This is a genomic window from Janthinobacterium sp. FW305-129 (assembly GCF_020858115.1).
GTDB lineage: Bacteria > Pseudomonadota > Gammaproteobacteria > Burkholderiales > Burkholderiaceae_D > Janthinobacterium.
Map to the genome: position 1 here is coordinate 82,838 of NZ_JACYMM010000003.1, position 15,512 is coordinate 98,349.

The window sequence follows — 15,512 nt, forward strand, 5'->3', positions numbered from 1 at the left end:
CTAAGCCGACCTACCCCTCACATCACCATCATCGCAGCACAATAATCATCCCCACCAGCACCTGCGCGATCTGCAGCAGGATCAACGCCACCAGCAGCGACAAATCCAGACTGCCCACCAGCGGCACCACCTTGCGGATCGGACGCAGCAGCGGCTCGTTCAGGGCCCGTACGAACGGCGCCAGCGGCGCATGCGGGTTGACCCAGCTGAAGATGGCTTCGATGATCAGCAAGGCCATGAAACCGTAGAGTATCCATTGCAGGAAGCGTTGCAGCGACTTGAGCAGCACCACCTCGACGGGAGCCCCGGAAATAAACAGCACCGAGCTGGCCAGCAGCACGATCAGGAAGGCGCCGATCAGGCTGGCCCAGTCATACCCGCCCACGCCCGGCACCACGCGGCGCAGGGGGCGCACCAGCCAGTCGGACAATTGAAACGTGAATTGCGCCACCGACGAGGGCGGCCGCACGCGCACCGCCTGCATCCAGAAGCGCAGCAGCAACACGCCGCCCAGCAAGGTGGCGATGGTATCAACGATCAATGTAAGGATAACGATCAGCACGACTAATTCTCCAAAAAAAAACCGCTGTGTGATTGAGTCACACAGCGGCGTGTTGCCTCATCCAGGCACCCGTATCGCAGGAATTACGATGGGCGGGTGCTGGTTGGGAATGGCCAGGCTGCAGCCGGTGCCAACACGGTTTTTGCTACAGGTGCGATAGGCGCCGATGGCTTGGCGACAGGCGCTGCCTTCTTCGGTGCGGCCTTTTTAGGCGCGGCCTTCTTGGCGGCTGGCTTGGCGGCCACGGCGGCTGGCGCCGCTGGAGCTGCTGCCGGCGCTGCTGCCATGACTGGCGCGGCGGCTGGCTTGGCGGCAGGTTTCGCTGCTGCTTTCGCTGCCGGCTTGGCCGCTGGCTTGGCTGCAGCTTTTGCTGCCGGCTTCGCTGCTACCTTGGCCGCTGGCTTGGCTACCGGGTTCGCTGCTGCTTTGGCGGCTGGCTTCGCTGCGACCTTGGCCGCTGGCTTGGCTGCCGCTTTCGCTGCCGGCTTCGCTGCTGCCTTGGCCGCTGGCTTGGCTGCGGCCTTGGCTGCGGCCTTGGCTGCCGGCTTCGCTGCTACCTTGGCTGCTGGCTTCGCTGCTACCTTGGCTGCTGGCTTCGCTGCTACCTTGGCCGCTGGCTTCGCTGCAGCTTTTGCTGCTGGCTTGGCTGCTGCTTTGGCGGCCGGCTTCGCTGCTGCCTTGGCGACGACTTTTTTCGCTGCTGGCTTGGCTGCCGCTTTGGCGGCCGGCTTGGCTGCTGCCTTGGCTGCAGGTTTCGCTGCGGCTTTTTTCGCTACCGGCTTCGCTGCTACCTTGGCTGCTGGCTTGGCTGCAGCTTTGGCTGCTGGCTTTGCGGCTGCTTTGGCGGCTGGCTTGGCTGCTGCCTTGGCGACGACTTTTTTCGCTGCTGGCTTGGCTGCTGCCTTGGCTGCAGGTTTCGCTGCGGCTTTTTTCACTGCTGGCTTGGCGGCTGCCTTGGCGGCAGGTTTCGCTGCGGCTTTTGCCGCCGGCTTGGCAACGGCTTTTTTCGCCGCTGGCTTGGCGGCTGCCTTGGCGACAGGTTTCGCTGCCACTTTCGCTGCCGGCTTGGCGGCTGCCTTGGCTGCCGGCTTGGCTGCCGGTTTTGCTGCTGCCTTGGCCGCTGGTTTCGCTGCGGCTTTCGCTACTGGCTTGGCAGCCACTTTTGCTGCAGGCTTGGCTGCGGCTTTGGCGGCTGGTTTTGCTGCTGGTTTCGCTGCGGCTTTGGCAGCTGGTTTAGCGGCAACCGTCTTCGCTGCGGCTGCCGGCTTCTTCGCGGCAGGAGCAGCCTTGGCGGCTGGTTTCTTTACTTCTGATTTCTTAGCGGCTGTTGCCATTTGTCTCTCCTTCATCTGAGATGAGAAATTTAAGCTACAAGATTTAAACCCGTCCGGCCCACCACTGGGATAGGCCAGGCGAATTATTCATCGGCACAAACGGTCGTTTGCGCTAATGAATTCGGCACCAGCTGAACTGCTGCAACTCCTCACGTTTGCAGCACTTCAGCCATCGTCGGTGCCACCCTGCTTTATCTCGCAGCTGGTGGCAAAGTCTGAATTCGGTCATTCGTTTTCGATGCCGTGCGTTTTTTCGCTCCTCGCATCGCGCTCGCCACAACACCCATGCGTCAAATAAAAAACCGCCATGCCTGAAAAAATTCGGGCACGGCGGCAGACGAAAACGGTGTGGTTTTGTGCATATCCGTGTAAATCTGTATCCCTGTTTTGCGAGGTTTTTTCGCTACCGCGCTGGTTAAAAAACCCCGCATTCTAACGCTCGCATTTGCAATCTCATAAAGTACACGAAAACCTTGTCAATGCGCAACCGGCACGACACGTTTTCGCCCGCTTTTTTGCACGTTACGCGTGCTATCGCACAATCGCGCGGCAAATGCCGCCGCCAGCGTCTCCGGAAATGCTTTTTCGGGTGTGCGATGCGGCCATGCGCGGCATCCGGAAATCCTGGCGCAGGCCTCGTCGCATGCACCGATGATGCGCGCATTTTTCCGCCGCCACACACGCAAAAAAAAAGCGCCGTCACGATGACGGCGCTTGTTGGCGTAGCCTGAAAAAGAATTACTCCCAGTTCAGCGCACCGCCCGTTTGGTACTCGGTCACGCGGGTTTCGAAGAAGTTGCGTTCCTTCTTCATGTCGATCATTTCGCTCATCCACGGGAATGGATTTTCTTCCTGCGCGAACAGCGGCTCGATGCCGATCTGCTGCGCGCGGCGATTGGCGATGAAGCGCAAATAGCCCTTGAACATCGGCGCGTTCAGACCCAGCACGCCGCGCGGCATGGTGTCTTCTGCGTACGCGTATTCCAGTTCCACGGCCTTCATGAACAGATCCTTGATCTCTTCGCGGAAGGCGGCCGTCCACAGCTGCGGATTTTCCATCTTGATCGTGTTGATCAAGTCGATGCCGAAGTTGCAGTGCATCGATTCGTCGCGCAGGATGTACTGGTACTGCTCGGCCGCACCCATCATCTTGTTCTGGCGGCCCAGCGCCAGGATCTGCGTGAAGCCGACGTAGAAGAACAAACCTTCCATCAGGCAGGCGAAGACGATCAGGGACTTCAGCAGCTTCTGGTCGTTTTCCACCGTGCCGGTGACGAAGGCCGGGTCGGTCAGGGTGTTGATGAACGGGATCAGGAATTCATCCTTGTCGCGGATCGACTTGACTTCGTTGTAGGCGTTGAAGATCTCGCCTTCGTCCAGGCCCAGCGATTCGACGATGTACTGGTAGGCGTGCGTGTGGATCGCTTCCTCGAACGCCTGGCGCAGCAGGTACTGGCGGCACTCGGGCGCCGTGATGTGGCGGTAGGTGCCCAACACGATGTTGTTGGCGGCCAGCGAGTCGGCGGTAACAAAGAAGCCCAGGTTGCGCTTGACCAGGCGGCGCTCGTCGTCCGTCAGGCCGTTCGGGTTTTTCCACAGCTCGATATCGCGCTGCATGTTCACTTCCTGCGGCATCCAGTGGTTGGCGCAGCCGGCCAGGTATTTGTCCCACGCCCACTTGTACTTGAACGGCACCAGCTGGTTGACGTCCGTCTTGCCGTTGATGATGCGCTTGTCGTCAGCATTCACGCGGCGCGCCACTTGCTCGGCGTTCGCTTCGGACGGCTCGGCGCCGGCCGGCAGGTTCAATTCGGTATTTCCCAGTGGCGCTTGCTGCGCCGGACGCGGCACAGCTGCCGACGTGGTTTCATCATCCCAAGACAACGACATATTCTTCTTCCTTTCCATGCCGGCGAGCCGGCGATCCGCAACAGGCCCGTTGAATCGGACAATGCGGACATTGACAACATTGAATCAGCCCAGAAGTTCTGGGCTGACAACTAAAATCTTACTGGCAGGCTTCGCACTCTTCAAAGCCGTCATCACCGGGACGCAGGTAGCAGGCTTCGCCATCGGCGTCATCCGCTGCCGCTGCCACTACCGGCGCCACGGCCACTGCTGCCGCCACGACGGCTGCCTGGGCGCTCTGTGCGCTGGCCGACATGCCGCCGTCGACTGCCACGGCGTTCAGCGCGCCCGTCTTGGAGGTCGATTTCTCCATGTGGGTAGCGGCGATGGTACGCAGGTAGTAGGTGGTTTTCAGGCCACGCAGCCATGCCAGCTTGTAGGTCTCGTCCAGTTTCTTGCCCGAGGCGCCAGCCATGTAGATATTCAGCGACTGGGCCTGGTCGATCCACTTCTGGCGACGCGAAGCCGCTTCCACCAGCCAGCTTGGCGACACTTCAAAGGCCGTGGCGTAGATATCGCGCAGGTCTTGCGGGATGCGGTCGATCTTCACCAGCGAGCCGTCGAAGTACTTCAGGTCGGAGATCATGACTTCATCCCACAGGTCGCGCGCCTTCAGGTCGCGCACCAGGTAGCCGTTGATCTCGGTGAATTCGCCCGACAGGTTCGATTTCACGTACAGGTTCTGGAATGTCGGCTCGATACAGGCCGAGACGCCGATGATGTTCGAAATCGTCGCCGTCGGGGCGATCGCCACGCAGTTCGAATTGCGCATGCCGAACTTGGCGATGCGTTCGCGCACCGGCGTCCAGTCCATGGCCGACGAGGAATCGACTTCCAGGTAGCCGCCGCGCTCTTCGGCCAGCAGTTTGACCGAGTCCTGCGGCAGGATGCCGCGGTCCCACAGCGAACCGGCGTACGATTCATAGCGGCCGCGCTCTTCGGCCAGTTCCGTCGACGCCAGGTAGGCGTAGTAGCAGACGGCTTCCATCGAGGTGTCGGCAAACGACACGGCGGCGTCCGAGGCGAACGGCACGCGCATCATGTGCAGGCAGTCCTGGAAGCCCATGATGCCCATGCCGACCGGACGGTGGCGCATGTTCGAATTGCGCGCCTTGTCGACGGCGTAGTAGTTGATGTCGATGACGTTGTCGAGCATGCGCATGGCGGTGCGGATGGTCTTGGCCAGCTTGACGTGATCGAGCTTGCCTTCCTTCATGTGCGCCGGCATGTTGACGGAACCGAGGTTGCAGACGGCGATTTCGTCAGGGCCCGTGTTCAGCGTGATTTCCGTGCACAGGTTCGAGCTGTGGACGACGCCGACGTGCGACTGCGGGCTGCGGATGTTGCACGGATCCTTGAACGTGATCCATGGATGGCCCGTTTCAAACAGCATCGACAGCATCTTGCGCCACAGATCCAGTGCCGCGATCTTCTTGAAGACGCGGATTTCGCCGGCGGCGGCCTTGGCTTCGTAGCCCAGGTAAGCCTGCTCAAAAGCCTTGCCGACCTTGTCGTGCAGGTCTGGCGTGTCCGATGGCGAGAACAGGGTCCAATCGCCTTTTTCCATGACGCGCTTCATGAACATGTCGGGAATCCAGTTCGCCGTGTTCATGTCGTGCGTGCGGCGGCGGTCGTCGCCCGTATTTTTGCGCAGGTCGAGGAATTCCTCGATGTCCATGTGCCAGGTTTCCAGGTAGGCGCAGACGGCGCCCTTGCGCTTGCCGCCCTGGTTGACTGCCACGGCCGTGTCGTTGACCACTTTCAGGAACGGCACCACGCCTTGCGACTTGCCGTTGGTGCCCTTGATGTGGGCGCCCAGGGCGCGCACCGGCGTCCAGTCGTTACCCAGGCCGCCGGCGAACTTGGCCAGCAGCGCGTTATCCTTGATGGCGTCGTAGATGCCTTCCAGGTCATCGGAGACGGTGCTCAGATAGCACGACGACAGCTGCGAGCGCAGGGTGCCCGAATTGAACAGGGTCGGGGTCGAGCTCATGAAGTCGAACGAGGACAGCAGGCTGTAGAACTCGATGGCGCGCGCTTCGCGGTCCGCCTCGTTCAGCGCCAGGCCCATGGCCACGCGCATGTAGAACGCCTGCGGCATTTCGATGCGTACGTCCTGGATGTGCAGGAAGTAGCGGTCGTACAGGGTTTGCAGGCCGATGTAGCCGAATTGCAAGTCGCGGTCGGCCACAATGGCTTTCGCCAGGCGCTCCAGGTCGAAACTGGCGAGTACCGGGTTCAGCAGCTCGGCGGCGATGCCCTTGGCGATGTATTGCGGGAAATACGTCAGGTATTCGGCGGCAGCGGCCGCTTGCGGCACTTCCTTGCCGAACACTTCCTTGCGCACCGTGTGCAGCAGGATGCGGGCCGTGACCTGGCTGTAGGCCGGGTCTTTTTCCATCAGCGCGCGCGCCGCCAGAATGGCCGACTTGTGCAGCTCTTCAACGGGCACGCCGTCGTACAGGTTTTTTACGGTTTCAGCCAGGATGGCGTCGGCATCGACGTGCTTTTCCAGGCCGGCGCAGGCGGCGTTGATCAGGTCGCGCACTTCCTGCATGTCCAGCAGGCGGCGCACGCCGTTATCCAGCACGTTCAATTGTGGTGCAGAAACTTGCGCGGACGCGCCCAGCGCTTCCTTCTGCAGGCGGCGCTCTTCCATGTGCTTGGCACGGTACAGTACGTAGGCACGCGCCACGTCGTGTTCGCCCGAACGCATCAGCGACAGTTCCACCTGGTCTTGCACGTCTTCGATATGGAAGGTGCCGCCGCCCGGATGGCGGCGCACCAGCGCGGCGACGACGCCGTCCGTCAATTGTTCCACCAGTTCGCGGATGCGTGCCGAGGCTGCGCCCTGGCCGCCGTTAACGGCCAAAAACGCCTTGGTCATGGCGATGGCGATCTTCGAAGGCTCAAATGCCACCACCGCGCCGTTGCGGCGGATGATGCGATAGTCGCCCAATGCCGCGCCCGTGCTCGCCACGCTGTTGGCCGCGCCTGGCGCTGGCGATACTGGCGTTGGATGGATGGAAATATCTTGTGGTGATTGCATTGAAGCTCCCGTTGTCAGCTAAAGTCAGCCTGCAGTTTTGCTGCCGCGTGTGTTGTTGAATAGAACGCCCGATGGTCAGGGTTTCTTCAGGTATTTGTTGCTAAATAGTAAATTAATGATGCATAAAACAGGGTCAGAATCCATATCGCCACACCGCACTGCCCGGCTGGCGCGAAACACGATCGAGGGTGATAAACCGCCAGTTCCAGTGCTTTATCAGCAATCCGGGTAGCTTTGACAATAATTCTGAAAACGTCTGTGATGGCACTACATATAGTCTTTACATCCAACTTCTGCACTAATTGTAGTGCCCATCGAAGGGCGATGCAATAGTTTTCCGGCATCCGTCGGCGTAATTTTTTGTATTTTCATATACGATTTCGGTTGACTTTTCAGGGCATGGATGGAAAGCCCAATCCCCGCGAAGTAAGCGCTAACGCAGGCTGCCCGCGCAGGGTTTCCAGCCAGCATACTTGGTAAAAATGCCAGTCAAAAAACGGCCCCGGATCCGTCTTCCTCCCCGGTGCGATATGCTCGTGGCCACGCACCTGGGACAGCCCGTAGCGCGCCACCAGCGCCGCCGTCAGCGCCGCCAGCACGCGGTATTGCTGCGGCTGAAAGGGGACAGAGTCCGAACCTTCCATTTCAATACCGATGGAATAGCCGTTGCATTGCGGGCGCCCTGCGAACATGGACGCGCCGGCATGCCAGGCACGTTGATCAGCAGAAACATATTGCAACAGCGCACCATCGCGCCGCACAAAAAAGTGCGCCGACACCTGCAAGCCACGCAGGTCGGCGAAAGAAGGATCGGCATTATAATCTACCCGGCCCGTAAACAAGTCCGACACATGCGGCCCGCCAAAGTGGCCGCCCGGCAAGCTGATGTTATGGATCACCAGCAAGTCGACTTGCGCACCATCCGGGCGCGCATCGTGGTAGGGGGAGTCATAGCGCAGCGCGCCATCGCACCAGCCGTCTTCATCTATCGTCCATGCGCTCATCAAGTAGGGCTTCCTGTATCGTCAATTTCTGCATGCGGTAACGCAACTGGCGCACGCTCAGCCCCAGCTGGCGCGCCGCGCGCGCGCGGTGGTAGCGCGCCTGCACCAGCGCCTGCATGATCATGTCGCGCTCGGCCTGGCGCAAATACACGTCCAGCGGCAGGACCGGGCCCACGCCATATGCCGCCATGCCGGGCAGGCACAGTTGCTGCTCCGGCAAGTCCGGCAATGCCGGCAATGCCGGCGCCGCCCGCAACGGCATGCTGCCCGGCGCGGACGGCAAGACCAGCCCGTCGAGCGCGATCACGCCGCCGTCGGCAAAGGCCAGCGCCCGCTCCAGCACGTTTTCCAGTTCCCGCACGTTGCCGGGAAACGCATATGCGGCCAGGGCCGCCAGCACAGGCGGCGCCAGGCTCACGGCCCGGCGTGGCGACAGGCGCACGAGGATCACCTCACATAATACCTGCAGATCGCCGCGCCGTTCGCGCAGCGGCGGCAGCGCCAGTTCGATCACATTCAGCCGGTAAAACAGATCCTGGCGGAACGTGCCGGCGGCCACGCCGCGCGCCAGGCCCTGCTGGCTGGCACACAGGATGCGCACGTCGATCGCCTCGTCAGTACTGCCGCCCAGCTTGCGCACGCGGCGTTCCTGCAGCACGCGCAGCAGTTTTACCTGCATAGCCAGCGGCAGGTCATCGACTTCATCGAGCAGCAAACTGCCGCCATGGGCCGCCTGGAACAATCCCTGGCGCTCGTGCAGCGCGCCCGTATAGGCGCCCGGGCGGCAGCCGAAGAATTCGGCTTCCATCAACGCTTCGGGAATGGCACCGCAGTTGACGGCAATAAACGGGAAGCCGGCGCGCCCACCCTGCGCATGGATGGCGCGCGCCGCCAATTCCTTGCCCGTGCCCGATTCGCCGCGGATGGCCACCGGCGCGTCACAGCGGGCGATGCGGCTTATCTGCGCGCGCAGCGCCTGCATGGGCAGCGAGTTGCCGCTCAGTTGCGGCGCCCCCGGCTTGCCAGTGGTGGTGGTATGCGGGCTGAAGCTGGGACGGGACATGGCACGCGCCTTTCTGCAATGGCGGTGGCGAACCGCCTGCTGCAGATGCTACGCCGGACGGATGCCGGAGGCCGTTACGATACGGATGAGCAACGGGGCGCAGGCCGGCCCTTACAAGGTGGCGTGCGCGTGGCTGCAGTAATCGTGACCCTTGGCTTGCACGTTTTCCGAGGCCGGATAGTACACGCCGCAATGGGCACAGCACAGCATCAGCTCGGCATCGGGCAATTCCTGCGGCCGGCCCGGCGGCGCAAACGGATTCGGCTGCTGCTGCGCGCGGGCGCGCTGCTGCATGCCCCGGATCTTGCTGCGGATAGCAAACAGCACCAGGAACACCAGCGCCAGCCAGAATAAAACACGTGTCATGCGAATCCCCGGTGTAAAACCACTTCCAGTACAAAACGGCTGCCGACATAGGCCAGCAGCAAGGTGGCGAAACCGGCCAGCGTAAAACTCAGGGCCGTCTTGCCGCGCCAGCCGCGGAAGCGGCGGCCTGCCAGCAGCGAGGCAAACAATAGCCACGACAGCATGGTAAAGACGGATTTGTGATCCCAGTTGAGCGGCTTGCCAAATAATTGCTCGGAAAACACGATGCCAGACAGCACGGTCAGGCTGAGCAGGATAAAGCCCAGGCCGATCATGCGGAACAGCAGCTTTTCCATCGTCAGCAGGGCGGGCAGCTGGTCCAGCGCGCTGCCGATGAAGCCGCGGCTTTCGCTACGCGTATGCAGGCGCGATTCCTGCAGCGCCATGAGCACGGCGTGGAAGGCGGCAATCGTCAAGGTGCTGTAGGCGAGCACGGCCACGGCAATATGCCAGCCGAAGACAGCCGACTTGCCTTCCAAGCTGACCTGGCTGCCGGGAAAGGCCCAGGCCAGGCCGATGGCGATGACGGCGCTGGGCATGACCATGCGGCGCAGTCCGTCCAGGCTGAAATTGCGGTTCTCTATCCAGTAGGCGCCCACGGAAACCCACAGCGCGGCCGACAACATGGCGGAAAAGCCGAAGCGCAAGGTGCCCGGCGCCATCAGGTCGAACCACAGGGTGGCGGCGTGCGCCAGCCAGGCGACGCCGGTCAGGCCGGCAATAAGCCGGGCACGGGACGAGGGAAGCACCGCGCACGCCGCGTACAACAGGGCGGCGATGAAAAAGAAATAAGTCTGCATAGTTTAAGTTTACACCATAGCCGGCAAGCGCGATTCAAGCGACAGTATGGGCTGGAGGCAATTGGCCGCCAGCCGATACCGCAAGCCTGCCATGATATCGCGCCTCGGCCGCGACGGGGTGGCGCACCCTCAAGATTTCGGCAATCTTTCCTCCGATGCACTGCCGGCGCGCCGCAGGCACGTTGCCATCCTGATTAGCCAGTCCTATAATTATGTCCACAAAGCAATATTTATCCAACCTGACGCCACCGCCCTCCACCATGTCTTTTCGAAAAATTTCCTGGACCTGCCTCCTGCTGGCCGCCTGCACTATATTAAGCGGCTGCATGAAAAACGCGCCTTCCCAATCCACGTACGAGGAATACTTCCGTACGTCCATCCAGAGCTATGACCTGTACAAGGACTACTTCGACATCGCGAAGCTGGAAAAGCTGAATGGCTGGAAAGAAAACGAACAGTACGAAATCAAAGGCTCGGCCGTCCTGCGCGCCAAGGTCGGCTACCTGGAATTGCTGGCCGACGTGGCCGACAAGCTCGAGGCACAGGCGAAGACGGACAGCTCCGTGGGCATGAGCATGGGCCTGGGCCTGATGGCGCGCGGCATGGGCGGCGAAAACAAGGTTTTCCGCGATTTCTGGGTACAGCAGCAGAAAAAGAAGGCGATCCCCGCGCCGCTGCTGGCCCGCCAGGCGGCGATGACGGCCGAGCGTTTCGAAAACCTGCTGCAATGGTCGGACCAGATCGTGCAAGACAATTACGGCGCCATCATCAGCCGCCAGCTCAAGAAAGGCGATGAGCTGACCCGCATCTACACGCTGAGCTTCCGCCAAACGGAGAAGGGCTGGATGGGTTTTAACGCCCGCTAAGGCCGTCTCCCCATCAAAAAACCTCCGCACCATCGCTGGCACGGAGGTTTTTTGAATGGTTTCCTGATTTACTTCACGTTCAAGCTCTTTTTCGCCTGCTCCAGCAAGTCCGTCTTGACCCAGTCCTTGGCCACGGGCGGCTTCGTCATGCGGCCCACGCCCGTTTTCACCATCACATCGGTGGTCACCTGGATGTGCTCGGGCGAGATGTCAAACGAATACGGCGAATTGCTGATCGCGTCGTCGAAGTCATCCTTCGTGATCTGGCCGCGGAACACGACTTCGCGCACATACTTTTCCGCCGTCGCCTTGTTGTCGATAAAGGTTTTCGTCGCTTCGACGAAGCAGCGCATGAATTTTTCCGCCACGGGACGGCGTTCTTTGTAGAACTTTTCCGTCATCACCATGGTCCGCACGGGCTCGCCGATCGGCGTGTCGTACGGTTTGATGACTTCGGTGCCGAAGCCCTTGTTGATCGCCTGCGACGATTGCGGCTCCGACTGCATCATGGCATCGATATTCTTGCCCATCAGCGCCTGGTTCAAGTCGGCGTAGGCGAGGAACACCAACTGCACATCCTTGCCCTTGGTTTCGGAATACGTCAGGCCCGCCTGCGACAGTTCGGCCAGCAACAGCACTTCCTGGATGCCGCCGCGCGTCACGCCCACGCGCTTCCCCTTGAGTTCCTTGACGCTGGCGATCTTTTGCCCGGCGCCCGCCACCAGGCGCGCGCCGCCCTTGGCAAAGCCGGCCACCACGTAGATGGGCGCACCGCCGGCGCGGCCGGAAATGGCCGCTTCGGACGCCGTCGCGCCCACGTCCAGCTCACCCGCGATAATAGCCTGCATCACGTCGAGGCCCTTGGCGAAGACATGCTCCTCGACCTTGATGCCGCACTTGGGCGCGATTTCCTTGATGTACGACACGGCGCCGTAATGGGCGAATTTCAAGTTACCCAGGCGCACGACTTCCTGCGCCTGGGCAGCGCCCATGCCGAAGGCCAGCACGAGGGCGGCGGCGATACCGGTCTTCAAGGTTGATTTTTGCTGCATCGGGTTCTCCTGTGGTGGTTGGTATGTGCCCGCAAGGGCATAAAACACGAAACACTGCTCTTATTATGGGGAGATAGTACCGTGTGTTAAGCAACCCTCGGGAAATTATTGTGAATTTATGACGAACAGAACCGGATGCTGTGCAAGGCGCCCGCTGCGACGCAGTGCGAGCACTGCTAGCTGCGGGCAACACCGCACAGCGCCGGTTATGGAAGTCAGAAATCACAATAATTTATTGGGGGTTACTTAAAGCCAAGGCAACATTTTTTTGCCGGCAGCCACGCTGCCGGCATCGTGACAATACCTACTGTCCCGCCAGCGCCACGACCGGATCGAGTCCCGACGCCTTGCGCGCCGGCATGAAGCCAAACACCAGCCCCGTCACCACGGCGCAGGCAAACGCGCCGGCGATGGCGCTCAGCGAAAAGATCACGGGCACGTCCCATACCAGCAGCAGGCCGGCCACCGTCACGCCGACGACGATGCCGGCCACGCCGCCCACCACCGACACCAGCACGGCTTCGGTGAGGAACTGGCGCAGGATGTCGCGCCGGCGCGCGCCCGTCGCCATGCGGATGCCGATTTCGCGCGTGCGCTCGCGCACCGTCATCAGCATCACGTTCATGACGCCGATGCCGCCCACCACCAGCGAGACGGCGGCGATCAGGCTGAGCATCATGGTCATATTGTCCTGCGTCTTGGCTTCGGCGGCGATCGACGCGGCCGCATTGCTGATGCCATAGTCGCGGATGCGGTGGCGCTCGAACATGGTGGCGTCGACCGCCGCCTCCACTTCCGTCACGCGCTTGACGTCGTCCACCGCCATCACCGTGTACGTCGGCTCGCGCTGGCCGAAGACGCGGATGCCGGCCGTGGAAAACGGCAGCAGCAGCACGTCGTCTTCATCCTTCTCGCCCGTCAGCGCGCCCTTCGCGCTCATCACGCCGATCACCTGGAACGGCACGTTGCCGATCAGGATGCTCTGCCCCACGGGGTTGGCCACGTCGGGCATCAGCTTTTCCGCCAGGTGCGCGCCCAGCACGGCCACAGTGGCCATTTCGCGCTCGTCTTCCTCGGTAAAGAAACCGCCCTTGGCCACGGGCCAGGTCTGGATCTGCGGCAGGGCCGGCCCCGTGCCGCGCACATACGTCTGCACGTCGAGGTTGCCGTGGCGTATCACCTTGTTGCCCGTGACATTCGGCAGCACGTGGGAAATGCCCGGCACGTCCTTGAGCGCGTCGAGGTCGGCCAGGGTGATGCTGCGCCCGGGGATGCGCGAGCTTTCGCCGCGCGACGCCATGTACAGCAGATTCGAGCCGAACGCGCCTAATTGGGCCATCACTTGCTGGCGCGTGCCCAGGCCGATGGCCAGCATGACGATCACGGAAGCAACGCCGATGACGATGCCGAGCAGGGTCAAGCCCGTGCGGAAGCGGTTGATCCACAGCACGCGCCAGGCGGCGCGCGCCGCGTCGAGCAATTCCGTGCCCAGCGACGCGCCGGTATCGTGGGCGGCGCGCGACATGTCCAGCGGCGGCAGGGCCGCCGACGTGGCGGGAATGGCGATGGCGCCCGAGTCTGCGACGATTGCGCCATCGCTGATCTCGATCACGCGGCGCGCCTGGGCCGCCACCTTGCGGTCATGCGTGATGAGGATGATGGTGTGGCCCGCGTCGGCCAGTTCGCCCAAGAGGGCCATGACTTCGGCGCCGCTGCTGCTATCTAACGCCCCCGTCGGTTCATCGGCGAGGATGATGCGCCCGCCATTCATCAGGGCGCGCGCGATCGACACGCGCTGCTGCTGCCCGCCGGACAACTGGTTCGGCCGGTGGTCGAGCCGCTCGCCCAGGCCCAGGCGCTTGAGCAGCGCTTCCGAGCGGGCGTGGCGGGCCGCGGCCGGCATGCCCGCGTACAGGGCCGGCACTTCCACGTTTTCGCGCGCCGATTCCGTGGCGATCAGGTGATAGCCCTGGAAGACGAAGCCGAACGCTTCGCGCCGCAGCCACGCCAGTTCATCGGGATTCAGGCTGGCCACGTCCTGGCCGGCGAAGCGGTAGCTGCCGTCGCTGGGCCGGTCAAGACAACCCAGCAGATGCATCAGGGTCGACTTGCCGGAACCGGACGCGCCCACGATGGCGACGAATTCGCCGGCGCCGATCGACAGGGTCAAACCGCGCAGCACTTCCACGGCCGGCGCGCCGTCATGGCCGCCGTAGCGCTTGCGGATGCCGGCAAGCTCGATCAGGGGCGCCGGCTGGCCGCCTTCTCCGGCTTGTCCCAGAGAAGCGGCCTCGCTCATCGCGCTCACAGCTGGAACCTGCTGGCGCCGCTGCTGGCCGGCTGTTCGCCCGTGACCAGCAATTCGCCTTCGCGCAAGCCTTGCAGCACTTCCGCGCTGAGGCGGTTGCGCACGCCGACGGTGACGGCGCGCGTATCGACCTTGCCGTCCGCATCCATCACGCGGGCCGTGAACTGCCCCGGCTTGGCGCCTTCTTCCATCGAGGGTTTCAACGCCGGCAAGGGCACGGCCAGCACATTGTTCGCCGCCGCCGTGACAAACACCACTTGCGCCGTCATCTGCGGCATCAGTTCGCCATCGGCGTTATCCACGTCGAACAGCACGGTATATAAAATCACCTTGCTGGTCGACGGCGCCAGGGCCGTGCCGGCGGCGGAACCACCGGGCACTGGCGGCGCCGGCAGCACTTGCCGCACCTTGCCGCTCCAGCGCCGCTGGTCGCCGCCCAGGGTGGTAAAGTACACGGGCATGTCAGGGCGCACGCGGCGCACGTCCGCTTCCGACACTTCCGTCCATACCGTCATGGCCGACAGGTCGGCGATGCGCAGGATGTTCGGCGTCTGGTACGTGGCGTTCAGGGTTTGCCCTTCCTTGGCATCCAGGCCCACCACCTTGCCGGCCATGGGCGCGTAGATGCGCGTATAGCCGAGGCGCGCCTCGTCCGCCTTCAGGCTGGCCTGCGTCTGGTCGATCTGCGCCTTCAGGTGGTCGATCTTGGCGCCGGCCGAGGCCAAGGTGGCTTCGGCCGTTTCCAGGTCGGCCAAGGGAGTCGAGTCAAACTTGGCCATCTGCTTCTGGCGCACGTGCTGCTGGCCCGCCAGGCGGTGCTGCGCCTGCTGGTCGGCCAGCTGCGCGCGCAAGCCCGCCAGCGCGGCGCGGCCCGCGTCGACCGTGGCCTGCTGCACGCTGGGGTCGATCTCGGCCAGCAGCTGGCCTTTTTCCACGGCGCTGCCCGGCTGCACGTGCAGGCGCGTGATCTGGCCCGACACCTGCGCGCCCACGTCGACATAGGTTTGCGGCTGCAGGGTGCCGATGGCCGTGACGCTGGCCTCGATATTGCCGCGCTTGACGGGCGCCGTGTCGAATACGGTGGCAGGGCCGCGCGTGGCCCACAGGGCACCGGCGCCAAACAGCGCCAGCAAGACCACGCCGCCGAGGATGCGGGCGCGGCGCGAAGGCAGGCGGGCCGCCATCAGGAAGCCGCCTTGG

General features: G+C 62.7%; 13 protein-coding genes. 2 read left to right on the forward strand and 11 right to left on the reverse strand.

Annotated features, from left to right (window positions below; genetic code table 11):
• Positions 1–28 precede the first annotated feature (28 nt).
• Positions 29–562 carry a YggT family protein gene (locus tag IGS61_RS06735; RefSeq protein ID WP_227742044.1) on the reverse strand — a complete coding sequence of 178 codons (534 nt, stop codon included), beginning with the start codon at positions 560–562 and terminating at the stop codon, positions 29–31.
• An 83-nt stretch (positions 563–645) separates the two neighbouring features.
• The gene (locus IGS61_RS06740) at positions 646–1,614 is read right to left on the reverse strand and encodes a hypothetical protein (protein ID WP_230538891.1); all 969 of its coding nucleotides are present in this window, start codon (positions 1,612–1,614) and stop codon (positions 646–648) included.
• A 25-nt stretch (positions 1,615–1,639) separates the two neighbouring features.
• On the opposite strand from IGS61_RS06740, the gene IGS61_RS06745 reads away from it, so the two are divergent.
• Complete coding sequence (locus IGS61_RS06745) at positions 1,640–1,915, forward strand: hypothetical protein (RefSeq protein ID WP_230538892.1); 276 nt, start codon at positions 1,640–1,642, stop codon at positions 1,913–1,915.
• A gap of 719 nt (positions 1,916–2,634) precedes the next feature.
• Here the strand turns inward: IGS61_RS06745 and IGS61_RS06750 are convergent.
• The 6 genes from IGS61_RS06750 to IGS61_RS06775 all read right to left on the reverse strand — a co-directional run bounded on the left by IGS61_RS06750 (position 2,635) and on the right by IGS61_RS06775 (position 10,086).
• Positions 2,635–3,786, reverse strand: a complete 1,152-nt coding sequence (locus IGS61_RS06750; RefSeq protein ID WP_034780261.1) for a ribonucleotide-diphosphate reductase subunit beta — start codon at positions 3,784–3,786, stop codon at positions 2,635–2,637.
• Positions 3,787–3,904: 118 nt separating this feature from the next.
• Entirely contained in the window at positions 3,905–6,853 is a 2,949-nt protein-coding gene (locus IGS61_RS06755; RefSeq protein ID WP_230538893.1) for a ribonucleoside-diphosphate reductase subunit alpha, read from the reverse strand.
• A gap of 392 nt (positions 6,854–7,245) precedes the next feature.
• On the reverse strand, positions 7,246–7,857 hold the full coding sequence (gene ampD / locus IGS61_RS06760) for a 1,6-anhydro-N-acetylmuramyl-L-alanine amidase AmpD (RefSeq protein ID WP_230538894.1): 612 nt from the start codon (positions 7,855–7,857) through the stop codon (positions 7,246–7,248).
• Positions 7,835–8,920, reverse strand: coding sequence for a sigma-54 dependent transcriptional regulator (locus tag IGS61_RS06765; RefSeq protein WP_329958042.1), 1,086 nt, complete (start codon positions 8,918–8,920; stop codon positions 7,835–7,837). Before IGS61_RS06765 ends, ampD begins: the two co-directional genes overlap by 23 nt.
• A 111-nt stretch (positions 8,921–9,031) precedes the next feature.
• A complete protein-coding gene (locus IGS61_RS06770; protein ID WP_230538895.1) occupies positions 9,032–9,286 on the reverse strand; it encodes a PP0621 family protein in 255 nt (84 codons plus the stop codon).
• Positions 9,283–10,086 (reverse strand): cytochrome C assembly family protein, encoded by an 804-nt coding sequence (locus IGS61_RS06775; protein WP_230538896.1) that lies wholly within the window; start codon positions 10,084–10,086, stop codon positions 9,283–9,285. Before IGS61_RS06775 ends, IGS61_RS06770 begins: the two co-directional genes overlap by 4 nt.
• Before the next feature lie 326 nt (positions 10,087–10,412).
• Between IGS61_RS06775 and IGS61_RS06780 the strand changes: the two genes are divergently transcribed.
• Entirely contained in the window at positions 10,413–10,952 is a 540-nt protein-coding gene (locus tag IGS61_RS06780) for a hypothetical protein (protein WP_230538897.1), read from the forward strand.
• A gap of 68 nt (positions 10,953–11,020) precedes the next feature.
• Here IGS61_RS06780 and IGS61_RS06785 read toward each other — a convergent pair whose 3' ends face one another.
• The 3 genes from IGS61_RS06785 to IGS61_RS06795 all read right to left on the reverse strand — a co-directional run bounded on the left by IGS61_RS06785 (position 11,021) and on the right by IGS61_RS06795 (position 15,496).
• A complete protein-coding gene (locus IGS61_RS06785) occupies positions 11,021–11,944 on the reverse strand; it encodes an ABC transporter substrate-binding protein (protein WP_230539257.1) in 924 nt (307 codons plus the stop codon).
• Positions 11,945–12,308: 364 nt separating this feature from the next.
• Complete coding sequence (locus IGS61_RS06790; RefSeq protein WP_230538898.1) at positions 12,309–14,303, reverse strand: MacB family efflux pump subunit; 1,995 nt, start codon at positions 14,301–14,303, stop codon at positions 12,309–12,311.
• Positions 14,304–14,308: 5 nt separating this feature from the next.
• Complete coding sequence (locus IGS61_RS06795) at positions 14,309–15,496, reverse strand: efflux RND transporter periplasmic adaptor subunit (protein ID WP_230538899.1); 1,188 nt, start codon at positions 15,494–15,496, stop codon at positions 14,309–14,311.
• Positions 15,497–15,512 lie beyond the last annotated feature (16 nt).

What these genes read in the sequence shown, in the direction of transcription:
- IGS61_RS06795 (WP_230538899.1), bottom strand. Translation starts at nt 15,496, where the DNA reads ATGGCGGCCCGCCTGCCTTCGCGCCGCGCCCGCATCCTCGGCGGCGTG.
- IGS61_RS06775 (WP_230538896.1), bottom strand. Translation starts at nt 10,086, where the DNA reads ATGCAGACTTATTTCTTTTTCATCGCCGCCCTGTTGTACGCGGCGTGC.
- IGS61_RS06750 (WP_034780261.1), bottom strand. Translation starts at nt 3,786, where the DNA reads ATGTCGTTGTCTTGGGATGATGAAACCACGTCGGCAGCTGTGCCGCGT.
- IGS61_RS06765 (WP_329958042.1), bottom strand. Translation starts at nt 8,920, where the DNA reads ATGTCCCGTCCCAGCTTCAGCCCGCATACCACCACCACTGGCAAGCCG.
- ampD (WP_230538894.1), bottom strand. Translation starts at nt 7,857, where the DNA reads ATGAGCGCATGGACGATAGATGAAGACGGCTGGTGCGATGGCGCGCTG.
- IGS61_RS06785 (WP_230539257.1), bottom strand. Translation starts at nt 11,944, where the DNA reads ATGGGCGCTGCCCAGGCGCAGGAAGTCGTGCGCCTGGGTAACTTGAAA.
- IGS61_RS06780 (WP_230538897.1), top strand. Translation starts at nt 10,413, where the DNA reads ATGAAAAACGCGCCTTCCCAATCCACGTACGAGGAATACTTCCGTACG.
- IGS61_RS06770 (WP_230538895.1), bottom strand. Translation starts at nt 9,286, where the DNA reads ATGACACGTGTTTTATTCTGGCTGGCGCTGGTGTTCCTGGTGCTGTTT.
- IGS61_RS06790 (WP_230538898.1), bottom strand. Translation starts at nt 14,303, where the DNA reads ATGAGCGAGGCCGCTTCTCTGGGACAAGCCGGAGAAGGCGGCCAGCCG.
- IGS61_RS06755 (WP_230538893.1), bottom strand. Translation starts at nt 6,853, where the DNA reads ATGCAATCACCACAAGATATTTCCATCCATCCAACGCCAGTATCGCCA.